The 20,514-nt window shown below is 76.7% G+C and carries 22 protein-coding genes; 10 read left to right on the top strand and 12 right to left on the bottom strand.

Features of this window, described 5'->3' with window-relative positions:
• Nucleotides 1-23: 23 nt before the first annotated feature.
• Both ACYVHQ_RS13870 and ACYVHQ_RS13865 read right to left on the bottom strand, forming a co-directional pair.
• Nucleotides 24-413: a hypothetical protein gene (locus ACYVHQ_RS13870; protein ID WP_460514042.1), complete on the bottom strand. Its 390-nt coding sequence runs from the start codon at nt 411-413 to the stop codon at nt 24-26.
• Nucleotides 414-534: 121 nt separating this feature from the next.
• Nucleotides 535-912 carry a hypothetical protein gene (locus ACYVHQ_RS13865; protein WP_460514040.1) on the bottom strand — a complete coding sequence of 126 codons (378 nt, stop codon included), beginning with the start codon at nt 910-912 and terminating at the stop codon, nt 535-537.
• 309 nt (nt 913-1,221) lie between these two features.
• Here ACYVHQ_RS13865 and ACYVHQ_RS13860 point away from each other — a divergent pair, with 309 nt between their 5' ends.
• Entirely contained in the window at nt 1,222-2,133 is a 912-nt protein-coding gene (locus tag ACYVHQ_RS13860; protein WP_460514038.1) for a hypothetical protein, read from the top strand.
• A gap of 85 nt (nt 2,134-2,218) precedes the next feature.
• Here ACYVHQ_RS13860 and ACYVHQ_RS13855 read toward each other — a convergent pair whose 3' ends face one another.
• The 3 genes from ACYVHQ_RS13855 to ACYVHQ_RS13845 are packed head-to-tail and all read right to left on the bottom strand — an operon-like array spanning nt 2,219 to nt 3,935.
• On the bottom strand, nt 2,219-2,617 hold the full coding sequence (locus ACYVHQ_RS13855) for a hypothetical protein (protein ID WP_460514036.1): 399 nt from the start codon (nt 2,615-2,617) through the stop codon (nt 2,219-2,221).
• Nucleotides 2,614-3,327, bottom strand: a complete 714-nt coding sequence (locus ACYVHQ_RS13850) for an Asp23/Gls24 family envelope stress response protein (protein WP_460514034.1) — start codon at nt 3,325-3,327, stop codon at nt 2,614-2,616. Before ACYVHQ_RS13850 ends, ACYVHQ_RS13855 begins: the two co-directional genes overlap by 4 nt.
• Nucleotides 3,318-3,935 (bottom strand): RNA polymerase sigma factor, encoded by a 618-nt coding sequence (locus ACYVHQ_RS13845; protein WP_460514033.1) that lies wholly within the window; start codon nt 3,933-3,935, stop codon nt 3,318-3,320. Before ACYVHQ_RS13845 ends, ACYVHQ_RS13850 begins: the two co-directional genes overlap by 10 nt.
• A 229-nt stretch (nt 3,936-4,164) precedes the next feature.
• Here ACYVHQ_RS13845 and ACYVHQ_RS13840 point away from each other — a divergent pair, with 229 nt between their 5' ends.
• Together ACYVHQ_RS13840 and ACYVHQ_RS13835 are read left to right on the top strand one after the other, a co-directional pair.
• Nucleotides 4,165-5,157: an AraC family transcriptional regulator gene (locus ACYVHQ_RS13840; protein ID WP_460514031.1), complete on the top strand. Its 993-nt coding sequence runs from the start codon at nt 4,165-4,167 to the stop codon at nt 5,155-5,157.
• A 154-nt stretch (nt 5,158-5,311) separates the two neighbouring features.
• Entirely contained in the window at nt 5,312-5,962 is a 651-nt protein-coding gene (locus ACYVHQ_RS13835) for a hypothetical protein (protein WP_460514030.1), read from the top strand.
• Nucleotides 5,963-6,115: 153 nt separating this feature from the next.
• Here the strand turns inward: ACYVHQ_RS13835 and ACYVHQ_RS13830 are convergent, their stop codons facing one another.
• Nucleotides 6,116-6,820 (bottom strand): GTP cyclohydrolase II, encoded by a 705-nt coding sequence (locus ACYVHQ_RS13830; RefSeq protein WP_460514029.1) that lies wholly within the window; start codon nt 6,818-6,820, stop codon nt 6,116-6,118.
• A gap of 114 nt (nt 6,821-6,934) precedes the next feature.
• Between ACYVHQ_RS13830 and ACYVHQ_RS13825 the strand changes: the two genes are divergently transcribed.
• Nucleotides 6,935-7,423 (top strand): MarR family winged helix-turn-helix transcriptional regulator, encoded by a 489-nt coding sequence (locus tag ACYVHQ_RS13825; protein WP_460514027.1) that lies wholly within the window; start codon nt 6,935-6,937, stop codon nt 7,421-7,423.
• Between the two features lie 393 nt (nt 7,424-7,816).
• On the opposite strand, the gene ACYVHQ_RS13820 is transcribed toward ACYVHQ_RS13825, so the two are convergent.
• Nucleotides 7,817-8,986, bottom strand: a complete 1,170-nt coding sequence (locus ACYVHQ_RS13820; RefSeq protein ID WP_460514025.1) for an AI-2E family transporter — start codon at nt 8,984-8,986, stop codon at nt 7,817-7,819.
• A 116-nt stretch (nt 8,987-9,102) separates the two neighbouring features.
• A complete protein-coding gene (locus tag ACYVHQ_RS13815) occupies nt 9,103-9,786 on the bottom strand; it encodes an SDR family NAD(P)-dependent oxidoreductase (protein ID WP_460514023.1) in 684 nt (227 codons plus the stop codon).
• Here ACYVHQ_RS13815 and ACYVHQ_RS13810 point away from each other — a divergent pair.
• Together ACYVHQ_RS13810 and ACYVHQ_RS13805 are read left to right on the top strand one after the other, a co-directional pair.
• A complete protein-coding gene (locus ACYVHQ_RS13810) occupies nt 9,785-10,621 on the top strand; it encodes an alpha/beta fold hydrolase (protein ID WP_460514021.1) in 837 nt (278 codons plus the stop codon). The two genes, ACYVHQ_RS13815 and ACYVHQ_RS13810, sit on opposite strands and share 2 nt — an antisense overlap.
• Nucleotides 10,618-11,085, top strand: coding sequence for a hypothetical protein (locus ACYVHQ_RS13805; protein ID WP_460514020.1), 468 nt, complete (start codon nt 10,618-10,620; stop codon nt 11,083-11,085). Before ACYVHQ_RS13810 ends, ACYVHQ_RS13805 begins: the two co-directional genes overlap by 4 nt.
• A gap of 390 nt (nt 11,086-11,475) precedes the next feature.
• On the opposite strand, the gene ACYVHQ_RS13800 is transcribed toward ACYVHQ_RS13805, so the two are convergent.
• Both ACYVHQ_RS13800 and ACYVHQ_RS13795 read right to left on the bottom strand, forming a co-directional pair.
• The gene (locus ACYVHQ_RS13800; protein WP_460514018.1) at nt 11,476-12,279 is read right to left on the bottom strand and encodes a siderophore-interacting protein; all 804 of its coding nucleotides are present in this window, start codon (nt 12,277-12,279) and stop codon (nt 11,476-11,478) included.
• Nucleotides 12,280-12,458: 179 nt separating this feature from the next.
• Nucleotides 12,459-13,454, bottom strand: a complete 996-nt coding sequence (locus ACYVHQ_RS13795) for an ABC transporter substrate-binding protein (protein WP_460514016.1) — start codon at nt 13,452-13,454, stop codon at nt 12,459-12,461.
• A gap of 57 nt (nt 13,455-13,511) precedes the next feature.
• Here ACYVHQ_RS13795 and ACYVHQ_RS13790 point away from each other — a divergent pair, with 57 nt between their 5' ends.
• The 3 genes from ACYVHQ_RS13790 to ACYVHQ_RS13780 are packed head-to-tail and all read left to right on the top strand — an operon-like array spanning nt 13,512 to nt 16,497.
• Complete coding sequence (locus ACYVHQ_RS13790; protein ID WP_460514014.1) at nt 13,512-14,573, top strand: FecCD family ABC transporter permease; 1,062 nt, start codon at nt 13,512-13,514, stop codon at nt 14,571-14,573.
• The gene (locus ACYVHQ_RS13785; protein WP_460514012.1) at nt 14,573-15,607 is read left to right on the top strand and encodes a FecCD family ABC transporter permease; all 1,035 of its coding nucleotides are present in this window, start codon (nt 14,573-14,575) and stop codon (nt 15,605-15,607) included. The genes ACYVHQ_RS13790 and ACYVHQ_RS13785 overlap by 1 nt, the downstream gene beginning before the upstream one ends.
• A complete protein-coding gene (locus tag ACYVHQ_RS13780; protein WP_460514010.1) occupies nt 15,604-16,497 on the top strand; it encodes an ABC transporter ATP-binding protein in 894 nt (297 codons plus the stop codon). Before ACYVHQ_RS13785 ends, ACYVHQ_RS13780 begins: the two co-directional genes overlap by 4 nt.
• An 84-nt stretch (nt 16,498-16,581) precedes the next feature.
• Here the strand turns inward: ACYVHQ_RS13780 and ACYVHQ_RS13775 are convergent, their stop codons facing one another.
• Nucleotides 16,582-16,938: a VOC family protein gene (locus tag ACYVHQ_RS13775; protein ID WP_460514008.1), complete on the bottom strand. Its 357-nt coding sequence runs from the start codon at nt 16,936-16,938 to the stop codon at nt 16,582-16,584.
• A 482-nt stretch (nt 16,939-17,420) separates the two neighbouring features.
• On the opposite strand from ACYVHQ_RS13775, the gene ACYVHQ_RS13770 reads away from it, so the two are divergent.
• Nucleotides 17,421-18,236: a sulfite exporter TauE/SafE family protein gene (locus tag ACYVHQ_RS13770; protein WP_460514006.1), complete on the top strand. Its 816-nt coding sequence runs from the start codon at nt 17,421-17,423 to the stop codon at nt 18,234-18,236.
• A 221-nt stretch (nt 18,237-18,457) separates the two neighbouring features.
• On the opposite strand, the gene ACYVHQ_RS13765 is transcribed toward ACYVHQ_RS13770, so the two are convergent.
• Nucleotides 18,458-20,482: a transketolase family protein gene (locus tag ACYVHQ_RS13765; RefSeq protein WP_460514004.1), complete on the bottom strand. Its 2,025-nt coding sequence runs from the start codon at nt 20,480-20,482 to the stop codon at nt 18,458-18,460.
• Nucleotides 20,483-20,514: the final 32 nt, after the last annotated feature.

The raw sequence follows: 20,514 nt of genomic DNA, 5'->3' as shown, positions 1-20,514 counted from the left end.
GAGGGCGGCCCGGCGCACGCGGCTCAGCCGCAGGTGTAGGTGACCCCGTCGACGACGTGGGTGCCGGGGCCGAGCTCGCCGCAGGCCTCGACGACGGCGGAGACGCCGGCGACGCCGGCGACGATGCCGCCGATCGTGAGCAGCAGCACCACGATCGAGATGATGATGCCGGCGAGGGCGAGCCCCCGCGGCTGACCGGCGCGGCCGAGGCGACGGAACGAGATCGTGCTCATGACGAGCCCGGCGATCGCGAGGATCCCGAAGAACGACAGCACGAAGCCGGCGATCTCGAAGCCCTTCGAGGGGCGCTGCTGCTGCTCGGCGGTGGGTGCGTACCCGGGTGCCTGCGGCGCGCCGCCGTACTGCTGCCCCTGCTGCTGACCGTCCTGGCCCTGGTCCTGTCCGTACGTCATCGCCGTCCCCCGTCGTCGTGTGCTGCTGGTGCCCCGACCCTACCGAGGCGCCCGGCAGGAGGCCCGCCCTCCTGGCCGAGGCCCCTCCCGCCCGCCGTCGGCGTGCGTCGCGCGGGCGCCCTCACCGTTCGGCGCGCGGCCTGGGCAGCCGGGCCGCCACCACGGCGAGGAGGGCGACCACGAGCGCGGCCGCCACGGCCCACGCGGTCGCGCCGCCGACGCCGAAGGTGAGCCCCAGCAGGGCGACCGGCACCGCCACGACGAGCAGCAGCACGCCGGGCACCGTCGCGACGCGCCCCCGGGCCCAGCCCTCGCCGGGCCGGATGCGGCCCGGCAGGAACGCCACGAGCAGCCCGAGGGCCACGGGCAGGAGCACCGTGGGCGACCCCGGCTCGACGACGCTCGTCGTCATCGGGGCGGTGAGCGTCAGCGCGGCGAGGCCCGAGAGCAGCAGCACGAGCCCGAGGCGCGTGCGCAGTGGTCCTGGTCGGTCGTCCAATGGGTCCCCTTCCCGCGACCATCTTCGCCGGTGGGACCCTCAGGGGGCCAGGACGGAGTGCCCGGCCACCTTCCCGCCACCAGGCCGCCCGGGGCTCGGACGACCCCCGGCGTGACCGTCGCGGCCCCGCCACCGACCCGCCGGAGCCGAAAGGGTCCGCGGCGCCGCGTCGGCCGCACAGCGCGCGTCGGGTGTCGGGGTGTCGGTGCCCTCCCCGGGAGGACCCCTCCCCGGGCGGACACCTCCTCCACCGCGCGGTGGACGCGGCCGCCCCGCCCCTGCACGAGACTCGTCGACGAGGGGGAGCACATGGCACGAGGGCGAAGGCAAGGGCAGGCGCAGGAGCGCGACGTCGACGGCACGGCCCCGGTCGGCGTCGTGCCCGGGCAGGGCGGCGGCGCGGTCGCGAGCTCGCGCCGGACCGTGGCGCTCGTGCTCGGCCTGTCGCTGGGGGTCCCGCTGCTGGTCCTCGCCGTGCTGGTGGTGCTGCTCGTGCCGCGTCCGGTCGTCACGACGGCGACCGGTGCGGACGGCCAGGAGGTCGAGCTGCACTGGGCCGAGCACCCGGGGCGGGCCGAGTCGACCGTCGAGGAGGTGCTCGACGGCCCCACGCTCGAGGAGGGCCTGGCCGAGGGCGAGGCGATGGTGGCCGAGATGCAGGAGGCGGTGACCGAGCGGACGGGACTCACCTGGGCCGCGCCTCCTGCCGTCCAGGACGGCGCGGACGTCGTCTTCCCCGTCGAGAACGGCTGGGGCGGCCCGTCGCTGCTGCGCGCCGTCAACCTGCCGACACCGCAGACGACGAGCGTGCCGGAGGCATGGGCCGACAAGCAGGAGGTGATCGCGGTCCTGGGGGAGGTGGCCGCGCGGCACGGCTGGTCGGAGCCCGTGCTCGACGAGGACCGCTGGCCGCAGCCGCGCGAGGACCGGATCGAGGCGCTGGGCGGGGCGACGTACGAGGAGCAGGTGCTCGTCGACGGCATGATCGAGGGGCCGGCCGGGCAGTGGCTGTCGTTCGGGTTCACGGACCTCTCGAAGGACGACGCCGAGGGCACCTTCGCCGAGCGGAACGCGGTCGCGACGGAGGCGGGCTGGGAGCCGAGCTCGCTGACGCTCTCCTACGGGGCGAACGGCCTGCTGCCCGAGGCCGACCGGGCCGAGTTCGAGCGTCGGGCCGCGCCCTTCGCGGGCCACTCCGTGCCTCCTGCCCGCCTGGACTGAGCGTCCGACCGGGGCCGGTCGGACTGCCGCCGGCGGGCCCGGCCCGCCCGGGGCGCCGGGCCGGGCGACCGCACCGGGTGCCGGCTCAGGCGGGGGCGGCCGCGGGCTCGATGAGGCGGGAGCGGACCCGCACGACGACCTCGGCGTCGGGGGCGTGCCCGCGTTCGCGCGCGGCGACGGCCGACCGGAGGCCCGCGGCGGCCCGGGCGAGGACCTCGGGCGTCGAGGCGGCCAGGTCGGTCGCGACGTGCGCCGTGATGGTCACGCGCTGGCCGGAGCGCTCCACGAGGACGAGCGCGGCCCGTCCGGCGGCGGCCTCCTCGTCGGGGGCGAGCTCCGCGGCGAGCACCCGGACGGCGGCCCGGACCAGCGGCCGTGCGTCGAACACGTCGACGACGCCGGGGACGTCCCGCAGGGCGTCGGCGAGGTCGCGCGACAGGTCGTCGTCGGCGCGCGTCGCGTCGTCGGCACGGGCGTCGCTCACGGGGTGCTCCCGTCGTCGGGGCCGAGGTGCACGTCGTCGACGTGGACGTCGACCGCGGTGACCCGCAGCTCGGTGTGCTGCTCGAGCGCCGCCCCCAGGAGGCCGCGGAGCCGGTCGGCGAGCTCGTCGAGGGCCAGGCCGTAGCGCGCCGACACGGTCACGCGCACGATGACGGGGGCGCCGGGCTCGTCGATCGCGCCGTCGAGCTCGGTCGAGCGCACGACGACCCCGTCGACCTCGTCGCCGACCCGGCGGAGCAGCCCGCGCACGGCGGCCTCGCTCGTGCTGAGCTCGGTGAGCGGGTCGGGGCCGTGCACGGGCACGGCACGGCCCTCGACGACCTCACGGCGGACCTGGTCGAGCAGGCCGGAGATCCAGGCGTCGTCGCGGTGCGGCTCGCGCGCGGCCTCGCGCTCGAACGACTCGCGCGAGAGGGCGGCGACGCCCTCGAGGGCCTGCAGGGCGAGGCGGCACGCGGGGGAGCCCTCGATGCGCGGGTCGCGCGGCTCGCGGCCACGGTCGAGGTAGTCGCCGAGCTCCTCCAGGCTGACGCCGTCGACGGCGTCGGTGCCGTCGCGCTCGGCGTCGCCGGGGGTCGGGTCGGCGCTCGCGGTCGCGTCGGCGCGCTCGGGCAGGTCGGCGCGCTCGGGCAGGTCGGCGTCGGGCGGGCCGTCGCCGGGCAGGGCGTCGTCGGGGGACGTCATCGCCATGCCTCCATCTCGCCCAGCACGAACCGTCGGGCGCGGGCGAGCTGCCCGCGCACCGTGGAGGTCGTCAGGCCGAGCGCTTCGCCGATCTCGGCGTAGGACCAGCCCGCGATCTCCCTCAACAGCCAACACCGTCGCTGGTCGACGGGGAGCAGGTCGACGGCGCGCCACACCGCGTCGAGCTGCAGCCGGTGCTCGACGACCCGGTCCGGGGCCCCGGCCGGCGACGCCGCCCGCTCGTGCTCGTCGACGTCGTCGTGGTCGCGCCGCGTCCGGAGCCGGTCGATGGCCTTGTTGGTGGCGATGCGCATGAGCCAGTTGCGCAGCCGCTCGGGTTCGTCGAGGTCGGGGAGCCGGTGCCAGGCGGTGAGGAACGCCTCCTGCACGACGTCGTCCGCCTCGGCGTCGGTGCCGAGCAGCCGGCTCGCGAGCACGCGCATGAGCGGTCCGTGCCGTCGGGCGACCGTCTCGAAGGCGACCACGTCGCCGTCGCCGGCCCGCAGCGCCAGGGTCGCGTCGGAGAGCTCCGCGGGGGCGTCGGGGCTGCTGATGTCGACCTCCCGGTGGCTCGCGGCGGCGGCGCCGGCGGCACCGTGCTTCGTGCATATCACGTGACGGTCGGTCCCGTCCCGGCGATGGCCGCACGACGAAGGGCGGCCCGGCAGGAGGCCCGGGGCGCGACCCGGGAGGGCGGCAGGGCCCCGCGCGAGGGCGGTCGACGGCAGCTCCGGCAGATCCGCCAGGACGGATCCGTGACGAACCGCCCCGTCGACTCGTCCTGACTGACGTGTGCGTGCGGTCGCCCTGCCCGAGGGGCCCGCGGCACGGAAGGGACCACGCATGACGACACGGAGCGCAGCCGACCCGGCAGGCCTCACGGGACTCCGGCCGGGTCGCTTCGCCCAGGTGGTCGCCGAGGAGCACGACCTGGAGGCGGCGCGCCGGTGGCTGGAGCGACGCTGGGGCGGCACGGGCTTCGTCGCGAGGGCCGTGGACGAGCGGACGGAGTTCCGGACCGTGGTCCGCGGCGACGAGCGGCTCACCCTGCACGCGACCACGTTGACGGCGCACCTGGAGGGGACCGTCCCGTGGCTCGACCGGTACGCCGTGACCTGGTTCCGCGAGGGGTCGACGGTGGTGTCGGACGGCCGCGGACGCTTCAGGAGCACCGGGGCGACGCCGTTCCTGCTGCCCACCGAGCGGCCCTTCTCGTTCGTCATGACGCCGCACCGGCAGCAGGTGGTGCAGGTGGACGCCGCGTTCCTGGAGGCGACCGCGGCGGAGCGGCACGACGGTCCCCCGCAGCTCGTCGTGTTCGAGCGCGAGGCCGAGACCGCGCAGGAGGCCCTGGTCGCCTGGCGCACGGCGCTCGCCGCGTCGACGAGCCCGGTGGTCGACCCCGCCGCCTCGCCGCTGCTGCGGCTCGAGGCGCAGCGTCGGCTCGTGCACGCCCTGCTCGACGTGTTCCCGTGGCGGGTGCGCGACGTGCCCCGGGCGGTGCGCCACGCGGGGGCCGGGCGCCTGCGCGCGGCCGTGGACTTCGTGCACGAGCACGCCGCCGAGCCCCTCACGCCCGACGTCGTGGCTCGCGCCGCGGGTCTCCACCCCCGCACGCTGCAGCAGTCGATGCGCACGCAGCTCGGGCTGTCGCCCATGGAGCTGGTGCGCCGCGTGCGCCTCGACGAGGTGCGGCACGAGCTGCTGGCCGCGGCGCCGGGCTCGGTGCAGATCGGCGAGGTCGCCCGGCGCTGGGGCTTCGGCAACCTCGGGCGGTTCTCGGCCGTCTACGCGGCCCGGTTCGGCGAGTACCCGCGCGACACCCTGCGGCGCTGAGCGCGGCGCGGCGCGGCGCGGCGCGGCGGGGCGCGGCGGGGCGGGGCGGTCGGCGTGGCGACGGCGGCCTCGGGGTGCCCCCTGCGCGCAGCACCACCCGTCGGCGCCCACGATCACCCGGTGGTCGCCCCACGCCCCCGATAGCCTCGGGGGCATGGGCAAGGACGCCGCCGCACGGTGGCGCAGACGAGGGTGGCGGGCGTTCGTCGCCGGCCTGCCGACGGTGCTGCCGCGGCGCACCGCCCTCGTGCTCGCGGCGGTGACCGGCGTGCTCGTCGTCGGCGTCGCGGCGGTGGCCGTCACCTACCTCGGCGAGGACGGCGTCGTGCGGGCAGGAGTCGCGGGCGGGCTGACCGGGGCCGGCGTAGGTGCCCTGGCCGCCGCGGTCACCAGCCTGGCCCGGGCCCGTCGGGCACAGCGTGGCCTCCGACGGGTGCGGGTCCTCGACGAGGGGCTCCTCGCCGGGTGCCTCGCGGAGGACGACACCGTCACCGCGGACGCCGCCACGACCGACACGCTCGACCGCCTGGTCCAGCTCACCCGGGCCGCGACGCCACCGCTGCTCCTCGCGCAGCTGCTGCTCGGCACGGGAGCCGTGCTCATCGTGCTCGCCGCCGTCCTCGTCGGAGCACCCTGGACGAGCGTCATGGCGCTCCCGATCTCCGCCCTCGGCGCCGTCGCCGGCGCCTGGACGCTCAGCGACTCCCTCGGCCGCACCGAGACCGTCGCCGCAGCGCTCTCCGACGGGACCGTCGTCGAGCCCGTCCGGCCTGCCCGCCGCCCGACGGCGACCTGGCACGACTGACGGGCCTGCGCACGACCGACGGGCCTGCGCACGACCGACGGGCCTGCGCACGACCGACGGGTCTGCGGCCGGGCCCGTCCGCGCCTCCTGCCCCGCGCCTCCTGCCGGGCCGTGCCGTGCCTCCTGCCCGCCCGCGCTCGTCGGGGGCGGCCCTCAGCCCAGGTCGAGCGTGTGCGCCGTGTGGTCGCGCTTCGCGGCGAGGTAGCGCGCGTTCGACGAGGACAGGTGCACGTGCGTCGGCACCTGCTCGGTGACCGTCACGCCGTGCTCCGCGAGCTGCGCGGCCTTGTCGGGGTTGTTGCTCAGGAGGCGCACCCGGTCCGCCCCGACCGCCACCAGCATCTGGGCGGCGGCCCGGTAGTCGCGCTCGTCCTCGCCGCGGCCCAGGGCGACGTTCGCCTCGTACGTATCGAGGCCCGCGTCCTGCAGCGCGTACGCGTCGAGCTTGGCGTAGAGGCCGATGCCGCGCCCCTCCTGCCGCAGGTAGAGCAGGAACCCGCCCGTCCCGGCGATGCGCTCCACCGCCTCGCGCAGCTGGGGGCCGCAGTCGCAGCGCTCCGAGCCGAACACGTCGCCCGTGAGGCACTCGCTGTGCGGGCGGACCAGCGGCGCCTCGCCGCCCTCCGCGCTCCGGTCGAGCGCACCCTGCCAGTCGCCGAGGGCGAGCAGCAGGTGCTCGGCGCCGTCGACGAGGCCGTCGAACGTGGTCACCTCGGCCGACGTCGACCAGCCGTCGCCGAAGCGCAGCGGCACGGTGACGCGCGTCCGGACCCGGGCGGCGGCGAGCGGCGCGGGGGTCCCGGGGCCCGTTGCGGTGCGCTCGGGCAGGGCGGCAGGAGGGGCGACGTCGAGGGTCATGGCGGGTTCCGTTCTCGAGGGGGCGCGTAGCGGCTGCGCTCCGACCGGTCAAGGGTGCGCGCAAAGTAGTTGCCTTGTCAAGTGAATAGGGTCGCTGCCGGGTAGTCTCGGAGCATGGACGACGACGGTGCGCGCTGGCTCGACGAGGCCGAGGACGCCGCCTGGCGCCCGCTGCTCTCGCTGTCGATGTGGCTGCCCTCCGCGCTCGACGTGCAGCTGCAGCGCGACGCCGGCATCAGCCACTTCGAGTACGGCGTGCTCGCCGTGCTCAGCGAACGACCCGACCGGCGGCTGCGGCTGCGCGAGCTCGCCCGCAAGGGCAACAGCACCCTGCCCCGCCTGTCCAAGGTGATCGACCGCTTCGAGGCCCAGGGCTGGGTCGAGCGCGCCCCCGACCCCGACGACGGCCGCAGCACCCTCGCCGTGCTCACCGACGCCGGCATGCAGAAGGTCGTCGAGACCGCACCCGGCCACGTCGCGCGCGTCCGCGAGCTCGTCTTCGACCAGCTCAGCGCCGCGCAGGTGCGCCAGCTCGGCGGCATCGCCCGCACCCTCGCCGAGGCCTGCGGGCCCGACGGCGGCTGCGCGAGCCGCGTGCGCTGAGGCGGGGTGCGCCTGCTGCGCTGGGCGGGGTGCGCCTCCTGCGTCGGGGCCGGGCCTCCTGCGCTGGGCCGGGCCGGGCCTCCTGCGCTCGCCACGGCGCCGAACGCGACAACCGCAAGGGGGATCGGTCCCCAAGTCGGCCCGTCGTCGGCGTGTCGCCCCGCGCCGGTCGCCTTTTCCGACCCGGCCCGTCCCGGCTACGCCGGACCTCACCGGGTCGGGTCTCCTGCAGTCGTCACCGCGCCGAACGCGACAAGCGTGCAGGGGATCGGCCGCGAGGGGGCCCGTCGTCGGCGTGTCGCCCCGCGCAGGTCGCCTTTTCCGACACGGGCGGGAGGAGATGCCGGGGCCGGGCCGGGCCGGGGCGGGAGCCGCGGCCGCCCCCCCCGGCTCTCAGTGCTGGCGCTGCCGCACGACGACGATGCGGTCGATGAGGACCGTCGCCGACGCCGCCACGGGCACCGCGACGAGCGCCCCGAGCACCCCGCCGAGGGCGCTGCCGGCGAGGACCGCGACGAGCACGAGCGAGCCCGGCACGTGCACGGCGCGCGCCATGACCTTCGGGGTGAGCACGTACGACTCGAGCGGCTGGTAGCCGAGGTAGAAGATCGCCATCGCGATGGCCGCCGGCGGCGAGGTGAGCAGTCCGACGCCGATGATGATGACGGCCGCGACGACCGTGCCGACGATCGGGATGAGCGCCCCGATGAACGCGACCACCGTGAGCAGCGCGACGCCGGGCATGTCGAAGACCAGCAGCAGGACGCACACGAGCACGGCGTTGATCACCGCGAGCGTGACCTGCCCGACGACGAAGCGACCGACCGAGGTGGTCATCTCCTCGTAGACGGGGCGCCAGGTGTCGGCGCGCGACGCCGGCACGAGCTTGAAGGCCTTGCGCACCACGCGCGGCATCGTCGCGGTGAGGTAGATGGTGAGCACGAGCACCGCGAACACGGCGACGACGCCGTCCACGACGCCCGACCCGAGCGCCACGAGCCCGCCGCCGACCGAGGCCAGGTGCTGCGGGTCGCGGAGGAAGTCCGTCGCCCCGTTGACCAGCCCCTCCAGGGAGGCGTCGAGGCCGAACTGCGCGGTGACGTCGGCGACCCAGGGCTGCTGCGTGAGGCGCTGGATCGCACCGGGCGCCTGCCGCACGAGGGACAGCAGCTGGTTGCCGACGAGCGGGGCCACGACGAGCACCGCCGCCGCGACGAGCACCACCGTGACGCCGAAGATCAGGGCCACCGCGACGGGCCTGCGGATGCGCCGACGCCGCAGCACCTCGATGACCGGCTCGAGCGCGAGCGACAAGAAGTACGCGACGCCCACGTAGGTGACGACGAGCGAGATGGTCTGGAACGCCCCGATGAGCGCCAGCGCGAGGCCGACCCCGAGCGTGCCGACGAAGCCGACGCGGAACGCGGGCAGCGTCACGAGCCGTCGGGCGCCGCCCTGCAGCGCCACCGTCCGCGGCTGCCGGGGGTTCTCGCGTCCCAACCGTCCGCGCGGCACCGAGACCTGCCTGCTGGGCCGGGGCACCGGCGTCCTCTTCGTGCTCATGGTCGCTCTCGTCGTCGCGGGCGCCCGTGCGCCTCGACGGAAGGCTACCGACCGCGCGCCGGGGGCGACGCGCGGGGCGGGCAGGAGGCGCACCTCCTGCCCGCCCCGGATCGTCGTCAGTCGGCGAGCGGCTCCGCGTACGTGCGGAACTCGTCGCGCTCGGCGTGCAGCGTCCACAGGCGCTCGGCCAGCGCGCCGCCGGAGTGGTCGTCCTGCCCGTCGTCGATGCCGAACGGGATGATGAGCTGCGCCACGTGGACGCCCTCGGCCGCGACCGCGTCGTGCAGCAGCTGCGCGTAGGCGCTCTCGGCGGCGAACGCCACCGAGGTGCCGGTCACCCGGTCCATGGGGCGCACGGCGCTCGCCCCGTTGACGAAGAGGATCGTGCCGCGCCCGAGCGCGCGCATGCCGGGCAGCACCTGACGGACGGCCGTCACGGCGCCGTAGACCGAGAACTCGATGGGGCCGACCAGGTCGTCGGCGGTCGTCTCGAGCGTGGGGCGCATGAACTCCTTGGCGGGCAGGGGGCTGTACTGCAGCACCTCGATCGGGCCGAGCTGCTCGGTCGCCCGCTCGAGCGCGGTGCGCAGCGACACCTGGTCGCGCACGTTCGCCGCGAAGCCCTCGGCGGTGACGCCCTCCGCGCGCAGGGTCGCGGCGAGCTCGTCGAGCCGGCCCTGGTGGCGCGAGATCAGGGCGACGGCGAAGCCCTCGCGGGCGAAGCGGCGGGCGGTCTCGAGGCCCAGGCCGGAGCCCGCCCCGACGATGGCGATGGTGGTCTGACGATCGGTGGTGGTCATGCCCCGACGCTACGCTCGGGTCCGAGCGCCGCCCCCCAGGTGGTGCCGCCCCCGGAGGTCCGCCATCGCACCGCACGAGCTCTCCCTGCCCTGGTACCGCGTCGCCGGGCCCGCGGACCGCTCCGACGCGCCGACCTTCGTGCTCGTGCACGGCGTCGGCCTCTCGCACCGCTCCCTCAGCCGGCTCGCCCGCGTGCTCGCCGAGCAGGGCACCGTGCTGGCCCCCGACCTGCCCGGTCACGGACACGCGCGCGGCGCCCGCCGTCGCCCGACCATCGAGGAGCTCGCCGGCGCCGTGGGCGACGGCATCGCCGCCCGGCTCGACGGTCGCGGGGCGGGCACCGGTCCCGTCGTCGTGCTCGGGCACTCGCTGGGCGCCGAGGTCGCCACCGACGTCGCGCGGCAACGGCCCGAGCTCGTCCAGGGCCTCGTGCTCGTCGGACCGGTCGTCGACCCCGCCGCGGCGACGGCTGCGCACCAGGGCGTGCGGCTGCTGCGCGACATGCCCCGCGAGCGGCCGCTCACCGGGGCGATGGTCGCCCGCGACTACCTCCGCGCCGGACCGGTCTCGTTCGGCCTCGGCGTGCGCTCCATGCTGCGCTACGGCACGGCCGAGGGGCTGGCCGGGCTCGAGGTGCCCCTGCTCGTGGTGCGCGGGGCGCACGACCCCGTCGCCCCGGCCCGGTGGGCCGAGCAGCTCCGCGACCTCGTCCCCGACGGGACCGTCGTCCAGGTGCCCGGCGCCGTCCACAACCTCGTCCACTCGCACTCCGCCGACGTCGGCCGTGCCGTGCTCGCCTTCACGCGCGAGCGGGTGGGCAGGAGGCGGGGGTGACGGACCGGCGGGCGGCCTCGCGCCTCCTGGCCTTCCGTGCCGCGGGCGTCGTCGACGCGCTGCACGTGTCGGCCTTCGTGCTGCGGGCCGTGCTGCGGGGTCTCGACCGCACCACGGACCCCGTGCTCGCCCGCTCGGCCCGGGGCGACGCGCTCGTCGCCGTGGTCGGCCTCGCCCTCGCCGGGGTCGCGGAGCGGGAGCTGCAGCGAGACGTCGCGGTCGGCCGGGCACCCCGGCCCACGGTCAGGAGGCTCCTGGTCACCGGGCTGCTCGTCAACACCGTCGGCACGGTGCTGTCGCTCGCCGCACCTGCCGGACGTGCGCGGGCCGGGCGCGCCGTGGGCTCGCGGGCCGGGCGGGCCGGGCGTGCCGGGTGTGCGCGGACGGGGCGGGCGGGGACCGGGTACCTGCTCGTCGGGGGCGACCTCGTGAGCGTGGCGTACCTCCTGGCCGCGCGGCGCTGAGCGCGGCCGCGCGCGGCGCGCCCGCTCATCGAGGTGACCCGAACTGCTGCCTGCGGGAGGCCGAGGCCGCAGTTCGGGTCACATCGATGTGTGTGCCGGGCGTGCGGGCGGGCTGGCGAGGGCCCGGTCGGGCTGGCGTGCGTGCGTGCTCGTCCGGCGCCGCAGGGAGATCCATGTGACCCGAAGTGCTGCCTGTGGGGCGTGGGGGCCGCAGTTCGGGTCACATCGACGTGCCGCGCGCGGTGGGCGGCGGGGCGTGGGGGCTCGTCGGGTCCTGCGGGGAGATCGATGTGACCCGAAGTGCTGCTCGTGGAGGGCCGGGGTCGCAGTTCGGGTCACATCGATGCGCGGGCAGGGGAGAGGGCTGCCAGGGAGGGGCGACGGGCGGGCTCAGGCGGCGAAGACGTCGCCCACGGGCTCGCGCTTCTCGGCCTGGAAGCGGTCCTCGGCGCGGCCGAGGGCCCAGTAGGCCGACAGCGACATCGCCGACCGGTCGAGGCCCCAGGCCTCCTGCAGCACGACGCGCACGGCCTTCATCGCCGTGCGCTCGCCGTGGGCGAAGGCGCTGACCGGGCCCTCCGGCACGGGCAGCGCCCCCAGCGCGTCGACGAGCAGCTCGCCCGGGGTGCGGGCGCCGCGGTGCAGCCAGCGCAGCTCGACGCCGTCGGGGTGGGCGATCGCGAACTCGTCCGCGGCGGAGGCGACCTCGACGAGGGCGAGGCCACGGGCCTCCTGCCCCATCGCCTCGAGCGCGGCCGCGATCGCGGGCGCCGCCGCCTCGTCGCCGAGCAGGAGGTGCCAGGTGCCGTCGCCGGGCGCGGGCGACCACAGGCCCCCGGGTCCGCTGAGCGCGAGACGGTCGCCGGGGCGAGCGGTGGCCGCCCAGGGCCCCGCCACGCCCTCGTCGCCGTGCACGACGAAGTCGATGGCGATCGTCCCGGCGTCGTGGTCGACCGAGCGCACCGTGTAGGTGCGGCGCACGGGCAGCTCGTCGGCCGGGTGCGCCGCGCGCAGGGCGTCGAGGTCGAACGGCGGCTCGAGGCCGGTGCCCGGGCAGGGCAGCAGCAGCTTCACGTACGCGTCGGTCGCCGCGAGCCGCTCGGGGTCGGCCGCGGCGAGGAACGCGCGCGCCCCCGGGCCGCCGAGGTGCACGCGCAGGAGGTGCGCCGAGACCCGCTCGGTGCGGTCCACCACGAGCACGTGCTGGCCCGACGCCCCGCGCCCGCCCTCGCGCGCTGCCGGGCGCCCGTCGGCACCCCCACCCGACTGGACCCCAGGGACCCGCCCGGACCCCAGCTCGAGACCTGGGGTGGGCGCGGGTTCCTGGGGTGCCGCCGCGGCGGCGCCGGCGCCGGCCGCGGCCCCGCGCCCGCTCAGTTCGTCGCCCCCTCGAGCAGCGGCACGAGCTGGTCGAGTGCGTACTGCCGCGCGAGCGACGTGCCCAGCGAGTAGGCGTTCGCGACGTCGCCGTCGATGACGACGTCGTGCCCGGCCTGCACGGCCGGCAGGGCCTTCCACTGCGGGTCGTCGGTGATCTCGGAGGTCTCGATGAAGATGGGGAACGCCACGATCACGTCGGCGTCGAGCACGTCGAGCTGCTCGCTCGACACGTCGACCGAGAAGCCGTTCGCGCTCGCCTGCAGGTCGGCGATCGACGGGTTCTGCTCGAAGCCGAGCTCCTCGAGCAGTTGCACGCGCTCGGAGCCCTCGACGTAGGCGCCCCAGCCCTCGCTCGTGCGGGTCGCGGCGGTGACCGTGAGGTCGTCCCACTCGGGGTGGGCGTCGGCGACCTCCTCGACGGCGCGCTCGCTCTCGTCGACGAGGCGCTCGCCCTCGTCCTCGCGGCCGAGCGCGGTGGAGACGAGCTCCATCTGGTCGTCGAAGTCGGTGAGGTAGTTCTCGCCGCCCTCGGGCACGCCCACGGTCGGCGCGATGCTCGAGAGCCGGTCGTAGCGCTCCTGGTCGCCCGAGCCCTTCGTGTCGAGGATCAGGTCGGGCTCGAGGGCCGCGATCGCCTCGTAGGAGGGCTCGAGCGTGCCGATGATCTCGGGCGACTCGTCGTACAGCCCCTGCGCCCACGGGCCGACGCCGTCGGCCTCCTCGCCGAAGGCCAGCCAGTCGGAGGCGCCGACCGGCTGCACGCCGAGGGCGAGCGCGGTCTCGGCGTCGCCCCAGCCGAGCGCGACGACGCGCTGCGGCTCGGCGTCGATCGTGACCTCGCCGAAGGCCGTGTCGACCGACACCGGGAACGCGTCGGAGGCGCCGGTGGTGCTCGTCGCGGGACCGGCGGCCTCGTCGCCCGACGAGCAGGCGGTGAGGGCGAGCGCCGAGACGGCGACGATCGAGGCGAGGGCGAGGGGTCTGCGCATGGTGGTCCTGAGGTCGGAGGGGGGTGGACGTAGGTGAGGCTAGCCTAAGCTGTCCCGGTGACGACGACCAGCTCCGCCCCGGGGACCATCGTCGTCCGACCGCGCTCTCGGCGCCTGGCCACCCGCCTCGTCGCGGTCGGCGTCGCCGCGGCCGTGCTGCTCGTGGCCGTCGCGCTGGGGCTCGCGGTCGGCGCCCGGCCCGTCGCGCTGGGCGACGTGCTCCGCATCGTCACGGGTGACGCCGCCGGCCTGGCCCCCGCCGACGTCGCCGCGGTGCTCGACCTGCGCCTGCCGCGCACCGTCGCCGCCCTGCTCGCGGGTGCCGCGCTGGGCGTCGCGGGCGCCGTCGCGCAGGCCGTCACGCGCAACCCGCTCGCCGACCCGGGCATCCTGGGCGTCACCGCGGGCAGCGCCTTCGCGGTCGCGCTCGCCGTGGGCTTCGCGGGCGTGAGCACCGCGTCGGGCTGGCTGTGGCCGTCGTTCGCGGGGGCGGCCGTCGCCGCGGTGGCGGTGTCGGTGATCGGCGGCTCGGGGTCAGGAGGCGGTGGTGCCGCCCGCCTCACCCTCGCCGGCCTCGCGCTCGGCTCGGTCCTCGCGGGCGTCACCTCGGGCATCGTGCTCGCCGACCCGCGGCGCTTCGACGCCGTGCGCGCCTGGGAGGTCGGCTCGCTCGCCGACCGCGGCTGGGGGCCCGTCGCCACCGTCGCGCCCTTCGTCGCCGTCGGGGTCGTGCTCGCGCTCGTCGCCGCGCGCCCGCTCGACGCCGTCGCCCTCGGCGACGACCACGCCCGCTCGCTCGGCGTCTCGGTCACCGGGGTGCGCCTCGTGTCGCTGCTCGTCGTCACCCTCCTGGCAGGAGGCGCGACCGCCGTGGTCGGCCCGATCGCGTTCCTGGGGCTCATGGTCGCGCACGCCGCCCGCGGCCTCGTCGGCCCGAGCCAGCCCTGGATCACCGGCCTGGCGGTGCTGCTCGGGCCGGCCCTCCTGCTCCTCGCGGACGTCCTGGGTCGCGTCGTCGCGCCGCCCGGCGAGCTCGCCGCGGGGCTCGTCACCGCCGCTCTGGGCGCCCCCGTGCTCGTGCTCGTCGCCCGCCGCCGACGCCGGGGAGGGGCCGCGTGATGGCCACGACGCCGGGCCGGGCGTCGGGGGCGGGGGCGACCCGGCGCCTCCTGCCCCGCACGCGCCGGCGCACCGCGACGGTCGCGCTCGGCGTCGCCGCGGTCGTGCTCGCGCTCGTCGCGCTGGGCATCGGCGACTACCCCCTCACGCCCCTCGAGGTGCTGCGCGCCCTCACCGGCGGCGACGGGTTCGCCTCGACGATCGTGCTCGAGTGGCGCCTGCCGCGCGTGCTCGCCGCCCTCGTGCTCGGGGCCGCGCTCGGCGTCTCGGGCGCGCTGTTCCAGTCGCTCACGCAGAACCCGCTCGGCTCGCCCGACGTCATCGGCTTCGCCACCGGCTCCTACACGGGTGCGATCGTCGTCATCGTCGCCGGGGGAGCGTCGACCGCCGCCACGGCAGGAGGCGCGCTCGTCGGCGGCCTCGGCACCGCCCTGCTCGTCTACCTCCTGTCGTACCGACGGGGCGTGCAGGGGCTGCGGCTGGTGATCGTCGGCATCGGCGTCACGGCGGTGCTGCACTCGGTGAACAGCTGGCTGCTGCTGCGGGCGCGCACCGAGGTCGCGCTCACCGCCAACTTCTGGGGCTCCGGGTCGATCGCGCTCGTGGGCTGGGACGAGCTGCTGCCCACCGCGGCGCTGCTCGCCCTGCTCGTGCCCGCCGTGCTCGCCGTCGCCCGGCCGCTGCGCCAGCTCGAGCTCGGCGACGACGCCGCCCGCGCGCACGGCACCCGCGTCGAGGGCGCCCGGCTCGCCGTCGTGCTCGTCGGGGTCGGCCTCACCGCCGCCGTCACCGCCGTGGCCGGGCCCATCGCGTTCGTCGCGCTCGCCGCCCCGCAGCTCGCCCGACGGATCGTCCGCTCGGCGGGCGTGCCGCTCGGAGCCTCCGCGCTCACCGCCGGGGTGCTGCTGCTCGTCGCCGACGTCGTCGCCCAGCACGTCGCTCCCAGCCCGATCCCGGTCGGACTCGTCACGCTCGTGCTGGGCGGGGCCTACCTCGTCAGCCTGCTCGCGCGAGAGAACCGGAGGTCGTCGTGACCCGTCCCGACCTGCCCGGCGGTGCCCCGGAGGGGAGTGCCCGTGAGCCTGCCGCGCGCGACGGCGGTGCGCGTGACGTTGGTGCCCGCGACGGCGGTGCGCGTGACGGCGCCGCCCGGCTCGAGGCGCGGTCGGCGCACCTCGCCTACGACCGCCGCACGGTGTCGGCCGGGGTCGACCTCGCCGTGCGCGACGGCTCGTTCACCGTCGTCGTCGGACCGAACGCGTGCGGCAAGTCGACCCTCCTGCGCGCGTTCGCCCGCCTGCTCGCCCCGCGCTCGGGAGCCGTGCTGCTCGACGGCCGCGACCTCGCCACCTTCGCGCCCAAGGAGGCCGCGCGCCGCATCGGCCTGCTGCCCCAGTCGTCGACCGCGCCCGAGGGGATCACCGTCACGGAGCTCGTCGCCCGCGGGCGCTACCCGCACCAGGGGCTGTTCCGCCAGTGGACCGCCGACGACCAGGCCGCCGTCGACGCCGCCCTCGTCGAGGCCGACCTCGTCGACCTGGCCGAGCGCGAGGTCGACGAGCTCTCGGGCGGTCAACGGCAACGCGTGTGGGTCGCCGTGGCGCTCGCGCAGCGCACGCCCGTGCTGCTGCTCGACGAGCCCACCACCTACCTCGACCTCGCGCACCAGTACGACCTGCTCGACCTCTTCGCGCGGCTGCACGCCGGCGGCACGACGATCGTCGCCGTGCTCCACGACCTCGGGCAGGCGGCGCGCTACGCCACCGACCTCGTCGTCATGGACCACGGCGACGTCGTCGCCACCGGCGCGCCCGCCGACGTCCTCACCGAGGAGCTCGTCGAGCGCGTCTTCGGCCTGCCCTGCCTGGTCGTGCCCGACCCGGTCACGGGGACTCCGATGGTCGTGCCGCGCCGACGGGGGTGAGCCCCGGGGCGGACGCCGGACGGCCGGCCGGGGAGCACCCGACCGGCCGTCCGCGCACCGCCGAGGACGCGCCTCCTGCGCTCGTCAACCCTTCGGGGGCGAGTAGAGCTGCAGGTCGTTGCCCTCGGTGTCCTTGAACGGCAGGATGCGCCCCCAAGGGTGCTCGCTGATCTCGCCCTCGATGTCCGCGCCCTTGTCGCGCAGCTCGGCGAGCTCGTCCTCGATGCTGCCGTCGGGCTGGAACGTGATCACCGCGCCGCCGTCCTGCGACACCCGCGCGTCCTCCCGGGCGTTGAGGCCGATCATGAGGCCGCCCGCGTCGAACTCCGTCCAGTCGTCGGACTCGCTCGTCAGCTCGAGCCCCACGACGTCGCGGTAGAACGCCGTCGCCCGCTGCATGTCGGTCACCGGGACCCAGATCGTCGCCACTCCGTGTGCCATGTGCGCATCTCCTCCGCGACCGGCCGATCTGGCCTCGATGCCGCTGCCTCTGGGTCTACGCCGGGGCGGGGGAGCGGGACACAGCATCAGGGCTGGGAACTCGGCGGGCGTTCCCAGCGGGAGGGGTGTCGGGGCGGGGTGGGGTTGGGTGCTGGTGGGGTGCGGGGTGCGGGGTGGTGCGGGTGGGGGCTGGTGCTGGCGGGCGGTGCCGGGCGGGAGGGTGTCCACGTCTAGTGGGTCCCGGCCCGCGCCTCCTGCCGGTCGTGGACACCGTCCGTCGGAGGGTGTCCCCGGAACGCCGGTCGCCGGACCGGTGACCGGGCGATCGTGGACACCGTCGGGCGCCGCCGACCGGAGAGACGTGCCGGGGCCGCCAGGGTGGCCGGGGCCGCCGGGGCCGCCGGGGCCGTCGGGCCGCCGGGCCGGCGCAGGAAGGCGCGCACCGGCCCGGCACGGCCCCGCGGCTGCGCGACAATGGCCGCATGGACCACCTCTCGCTGCTGGGCGACCTCGGCGCGGGGGTGGTGGTGCTCGTGCTCGTCGCCGCGTTCGCGGCCGGCTGGATCGACGCCGTCGTCGGCGGTGGCGGGCTGTTGCAGCTGCCCGCGCTCCTGCTGGTGCCGGGCATCTCACCGGTGCAGGCGCTCGCGACCAACAAGACCGCCTCGATCTTCGGGACCGCGACGAGCGCCGTGACCTTCTGCCGGCGGGCGAGGCCCGACCTCCGGACCGCCCTGCCCATGGCGGCCGTGGCCTTCGTGGGCAGCTACGCGGGTGCGAACCTCGCCGCTCTGCTGCCGGCGTCGGTGTTCAAGCCCGTCATCGTCGTCGCGCTCGTCGTCGTCGCCGTGGTCACGGTCGCCCGCCCTGCGCTCGGCAGCGTCGTCGCCCTGCGCCACGAGGGCACCCGCAAGCACCACCTCGTCGCGGGGGCGCTCGGCCTGGGCATCGGGTTCTACGACGGGCTCATCGGGCCGGGGACGGGCACCTTCCTCATCATCACGCTCATCACGGCGCTCGGCTACGACTTCCTGCTCGCCAGCGCCAAGGCGAAGATCGTGAACGTCGCGACCAACGCCGGGGCGCTCGCCTTCTTCGTGCCGCAGGGGCACGTGCTCTGGGCGCTCGGGCTCGCCATGGGCGCCGCCAACATGCTCGGCGGCTGGACCGGTTCGCGGACGGCCGTCGCCCGGGGCAACCGGTTCATCCGCGTGGCGTTCCTCGTGGTGGTCGGCGCCCTCGTGCTCAAGGTCGGCCACGACGTGTGGGTCGAGAACCTGGATCCCCTGTTCGCCTGAGCGCCGCCCGCCGCCTGGCCGGCCGCCGGCCGCCCCGGTGATCCCCACGACGAGATGCCCCCATTGGGGTGAGCGCCTGCTCGAGTTGCCCCGATCGGGGCGAACAGGGGCGAGCAGGGGGCGAGCGGGGGCGGGGCGTCCAGGCCCGTCGGGCCGGTGCGGCGGGGCGGGAGGGTGCTGCGCACGGGACCGGCCAGCCGGGACCGGCCAGCCGGGCGCGGTCAGGCGCGTGCGAGCACGCCGCGGGCGGCCGCCAGCACGCTGGCCTCGTCGACTCCCCGCAGGCGCAGCAGGTCGGGCCCCGAGCCCGACTCCCCGAACTCGTCGATGCCGACCGAGGCCCCGTCGAGCCCGACGTACCGGCCCCAGGGCTGTCGGCTGCCCGCCTCGACGGAGACGCGGGCGCGCAGCTGCGGCGGCAGCACGGAGTCGCGGTAGGCCTGGTCCTCGGCCTCGAACCACTCGAGGCACGGCAGGGACACGACCCGCACGGCCACCCCCTCGGCGGCCAGCGTGCGGGCCACGGCGGCCGCGACGTGCACCTCGCTGCCGGTGGCGAGGAGCGCGAGGTCGAGCCCCTCGCCCTCCTGCTGCAGGACGTACCCGCCGCGCGCCGTCCCGCGGTCGGTGGCGGCGCCTCCTGCGAGGTCCGGCAGCGCCTGGCGCGACAGGACGAGTGCGGCAGGATGCTCGGCCACGGTGGCGAGGCGGCGCCAGGCCGCCACGACCTCGCGGGCGTCGCCGGGCCGCACGACCTCGAGCCCGGGCACGGTGCGCAACGAGGCGACCTGCTCGACCGGCTGGTGGGTGGGGCCGTCCTCGCCGACGGCGACGGAGTCGTGCGTGAGGACGCTCACCGTGGGCAGGCCCATGAGCGCCGCGAGCCGGAGGCTGGGGCGCGCGTAGTCGCTGAAGGCGAGGTAGGTGGAGCCGTAGGGCCGCCAGAGGCCGTGCAGGGCGATGCCGCTGAGGGCGGCCGTCATGCCGTGCTCGCGGATGCCGAAGTGGACGAAGTCGCCGCCGGGGTGCCCGGCGTCCACGCCCTCGCCGGGCACGGCGACGTTCGTCGACGACGACAGGTCCGCGGACCCTCCCCAGAGCCGCGCGGCGCCGCGCAGGGCGACGAGGGCCCGCCCCGAGGTCGTGCGCGTGGCGGCACCGTCGTCGACGGGCACCGTCGCGAGGGCACGGTCGACGGCCTCCGGGTCGACGTCGGCGAGGAGGGCGTCGCGCGCGGCCGCGAGGTCGGGGCGATCGTGCCGCCAGCGGGCGACGGCGGCGTCCCAGGCCTCGTGCTGGGCACGTCCGCGTTCGGCGGTGCGGCGCCCGTGCCGGCGCACCTCCTCGGGCACGAGCTCGTCGAGGGTCGCGTCGGGGGCGAAGCCGAGGGTCGTGAGCACCTGGGCGAGCCCCTCGTCGCCGAAGCCGCCCGCGTGCGCGGCGCTCGTGCCGCCGACGCTCTCCGAGGGTGCGCCGATGGTGCTGCGCACCGCGACGAGCGTGGGCCGCCCGTCGCGCCGTCGGGCGGCGACGAGCGCGGCCTCGAGGGCGTCGAGGTCGGTGGCGTCGTCGACGTCGACGACGTCCCAGCCGTAGGCGCGGTGCCGGGCGCGGACGTCCTCGGAGAAGGCGAGGTCGGTGCCGCCGTCGATGGTGATGCGGTTGTCGTCCCAGACCACGACGAGGTCGTCGAGCCCGAGGGTGCCGGCCAGGCTCGCCGCCTCGTGCGAGACGCCCTCCTGCAGGCAGCCGTCGCCCGCGATCACCCAGACCGTGGGGTCGAACAGGCCCGTGCCGCCGCCGTGCAGGGCCTCGTCGCGCCGGGCGGCGAGGGCGAGGCCGACGGCGGTGGCGAGCCCCTGGCCGAGCGGGCCCGTGCTCGCCTCGACGCCCGGGGTGTGCCCGCGCTCGGGGTGGCCGGGGGTGCGCGAGCCCAGGCTGCGGCTGAGGGGGAGCTCGTCGAGCCGGAGGTCGTAGCCGGTGAGCACGAGCTGGACGTAGAGCAGGAGGCTGGCGTGGCCCGCCGAGAGGACCACGCGGTCGCGCCCGACCCAGTCCGGGTCGGCCGGGTCGTGCCGCAGCACGCGCTGCCAGAGGACGTGCGCGAGGGGCGCGAGCGCCATGGCCGTGCCGGCGTGCCCGTGCCCCTTGTGCTGGACGACGTGGGCGGGGACCGCGGTGGCGGAGGCGACCGCGCGGGCCTCGCTAGGGTCGGTCGGAGGGAGCGGGGAGACGTCGTCGGCCATGCCCGCCACTTTCGTCTACTAGTGTACGAAAG

This window comes from Frigoribacterium salinisoli, assembly GCF_054781095.1.
This window is presented reverse-complemented; position numbering and strand designations above follow the sequence as displayed.

Excerpts from the sequence above, each read along its gene's own strand:
- ACYVHQ_RS13870 (WP_460514042.1), bottom strand. The coding sequence starts at position 413 with ATGACGTACGGACAGGACCAGGGCCAGGACGGTCAGCAGCAGGGGCAG.
- ACYVHQ_RS13860 (WP_460514038.1), top strand. The coding sequence starts at position 1,222 with ATGGCACGAGGGCGAAGGCAAGGGCAGGCGCAGGAGCGCGACGTCGAC.
- ACYVHQ_RS13850 (WP_460514034.1), bottom strand. The coding sequence starts at position 3,327 with ATGGCGATGACGTCCCCCGACGACGCCCTGCCCGGCGACGGCCCGCCC.
- ACYVHQ_RS13840 (WP_460514031.1), top strand. The coding sequence starts at position 4,165 with ATGACGACACGGAGCGCAGCCGACCCGGCAGGCCTCACGGGACTCCGG.
- ACYVHQ_RS13835 (WP_460514030.1), top strand. The coding sequence starts at position 5,312 with ATGGGCAAGGACGCCGCCGCACGGTGGCGCAGACGAGGGTGGCGGGCG.
- ACYVHQ_RS13830 (WP_460514029.1), bottom strand. The coding sequence starts at position 6,820 with ATGACCCTCGACGTCGCCCCTCCTGCCGCCCTGCCCGAGCGCACCGCA.
- ACYVHQ_RS13825 (WP_460514027.1), top strand. The coding sequence starts at position 6,935 with ATGGACGACGACGGTGCGCGCTGGCTCGACGAGGCCGAGGACGCCGCC.
- ACYVHQ_RS13820 (WP_460514025.1), bottom strand. The coding sequence starts at position 8,986 with ATGAGCACGAAGAGGACGCCGGTGCCCCGGCCCAGCAGGCAGGTCTCG.
- ACYVHQ_RS13810 (WP_460514021.1), top strand. The coding sequence starts at position 9,785 with ATGCCCCGACGCTACGCTCGGGTCCGAGCGCCGCCCCCCAGGTGGTGC.
- ACYVHQ_RS13815 (WP_460514023.1), bottom strand. The coding sequence starts at position 9,786 with ATGACCACCACCGATCGTCAGACCACCATCGCCATCGTCGGGGCGGGC.
- ACYVHQ_RS13795 (WP_460514016.1), bottom strand. The coding sequence starts at position 13,454 with ATGCGCAGACCCCTCGCCCTCGCCTCGATCGTCGCCGTCTCGGCGCTC.
- ACYVHQ_RS13785 (WP_460514012.1), top strand. The coding sequence starts at position 14,573 with ATGGCCACGACGCCGGGCCGGGCGTCGGGGGCGGGGGCGACCCGGCGC.
- ACYVHQ_RS13775 (WP_460514008.1), bottom strand. The coding sequence starts at position 16,938 with ATGGCACACGGAGTGGCGACGATCTGGGTCCCGGTGACCGACATGCAG.
- ACYVHQ_RS13770 (WP_460514006.1), top strand. The coding sequence starts at position 17,421 with ATGGACCACCTCTCGCTGCTGGGCGACCTCGGCGCGGGGGTGGTGGTG.
- ACYVHQ_RS13765 (WP_460514004.1), bottom strand. The coding sequence starts at position 20,482 with ATGGCCGACGACGTCTCCCCGCTCCCTCCGACCGACCCTAGCGAGGCC.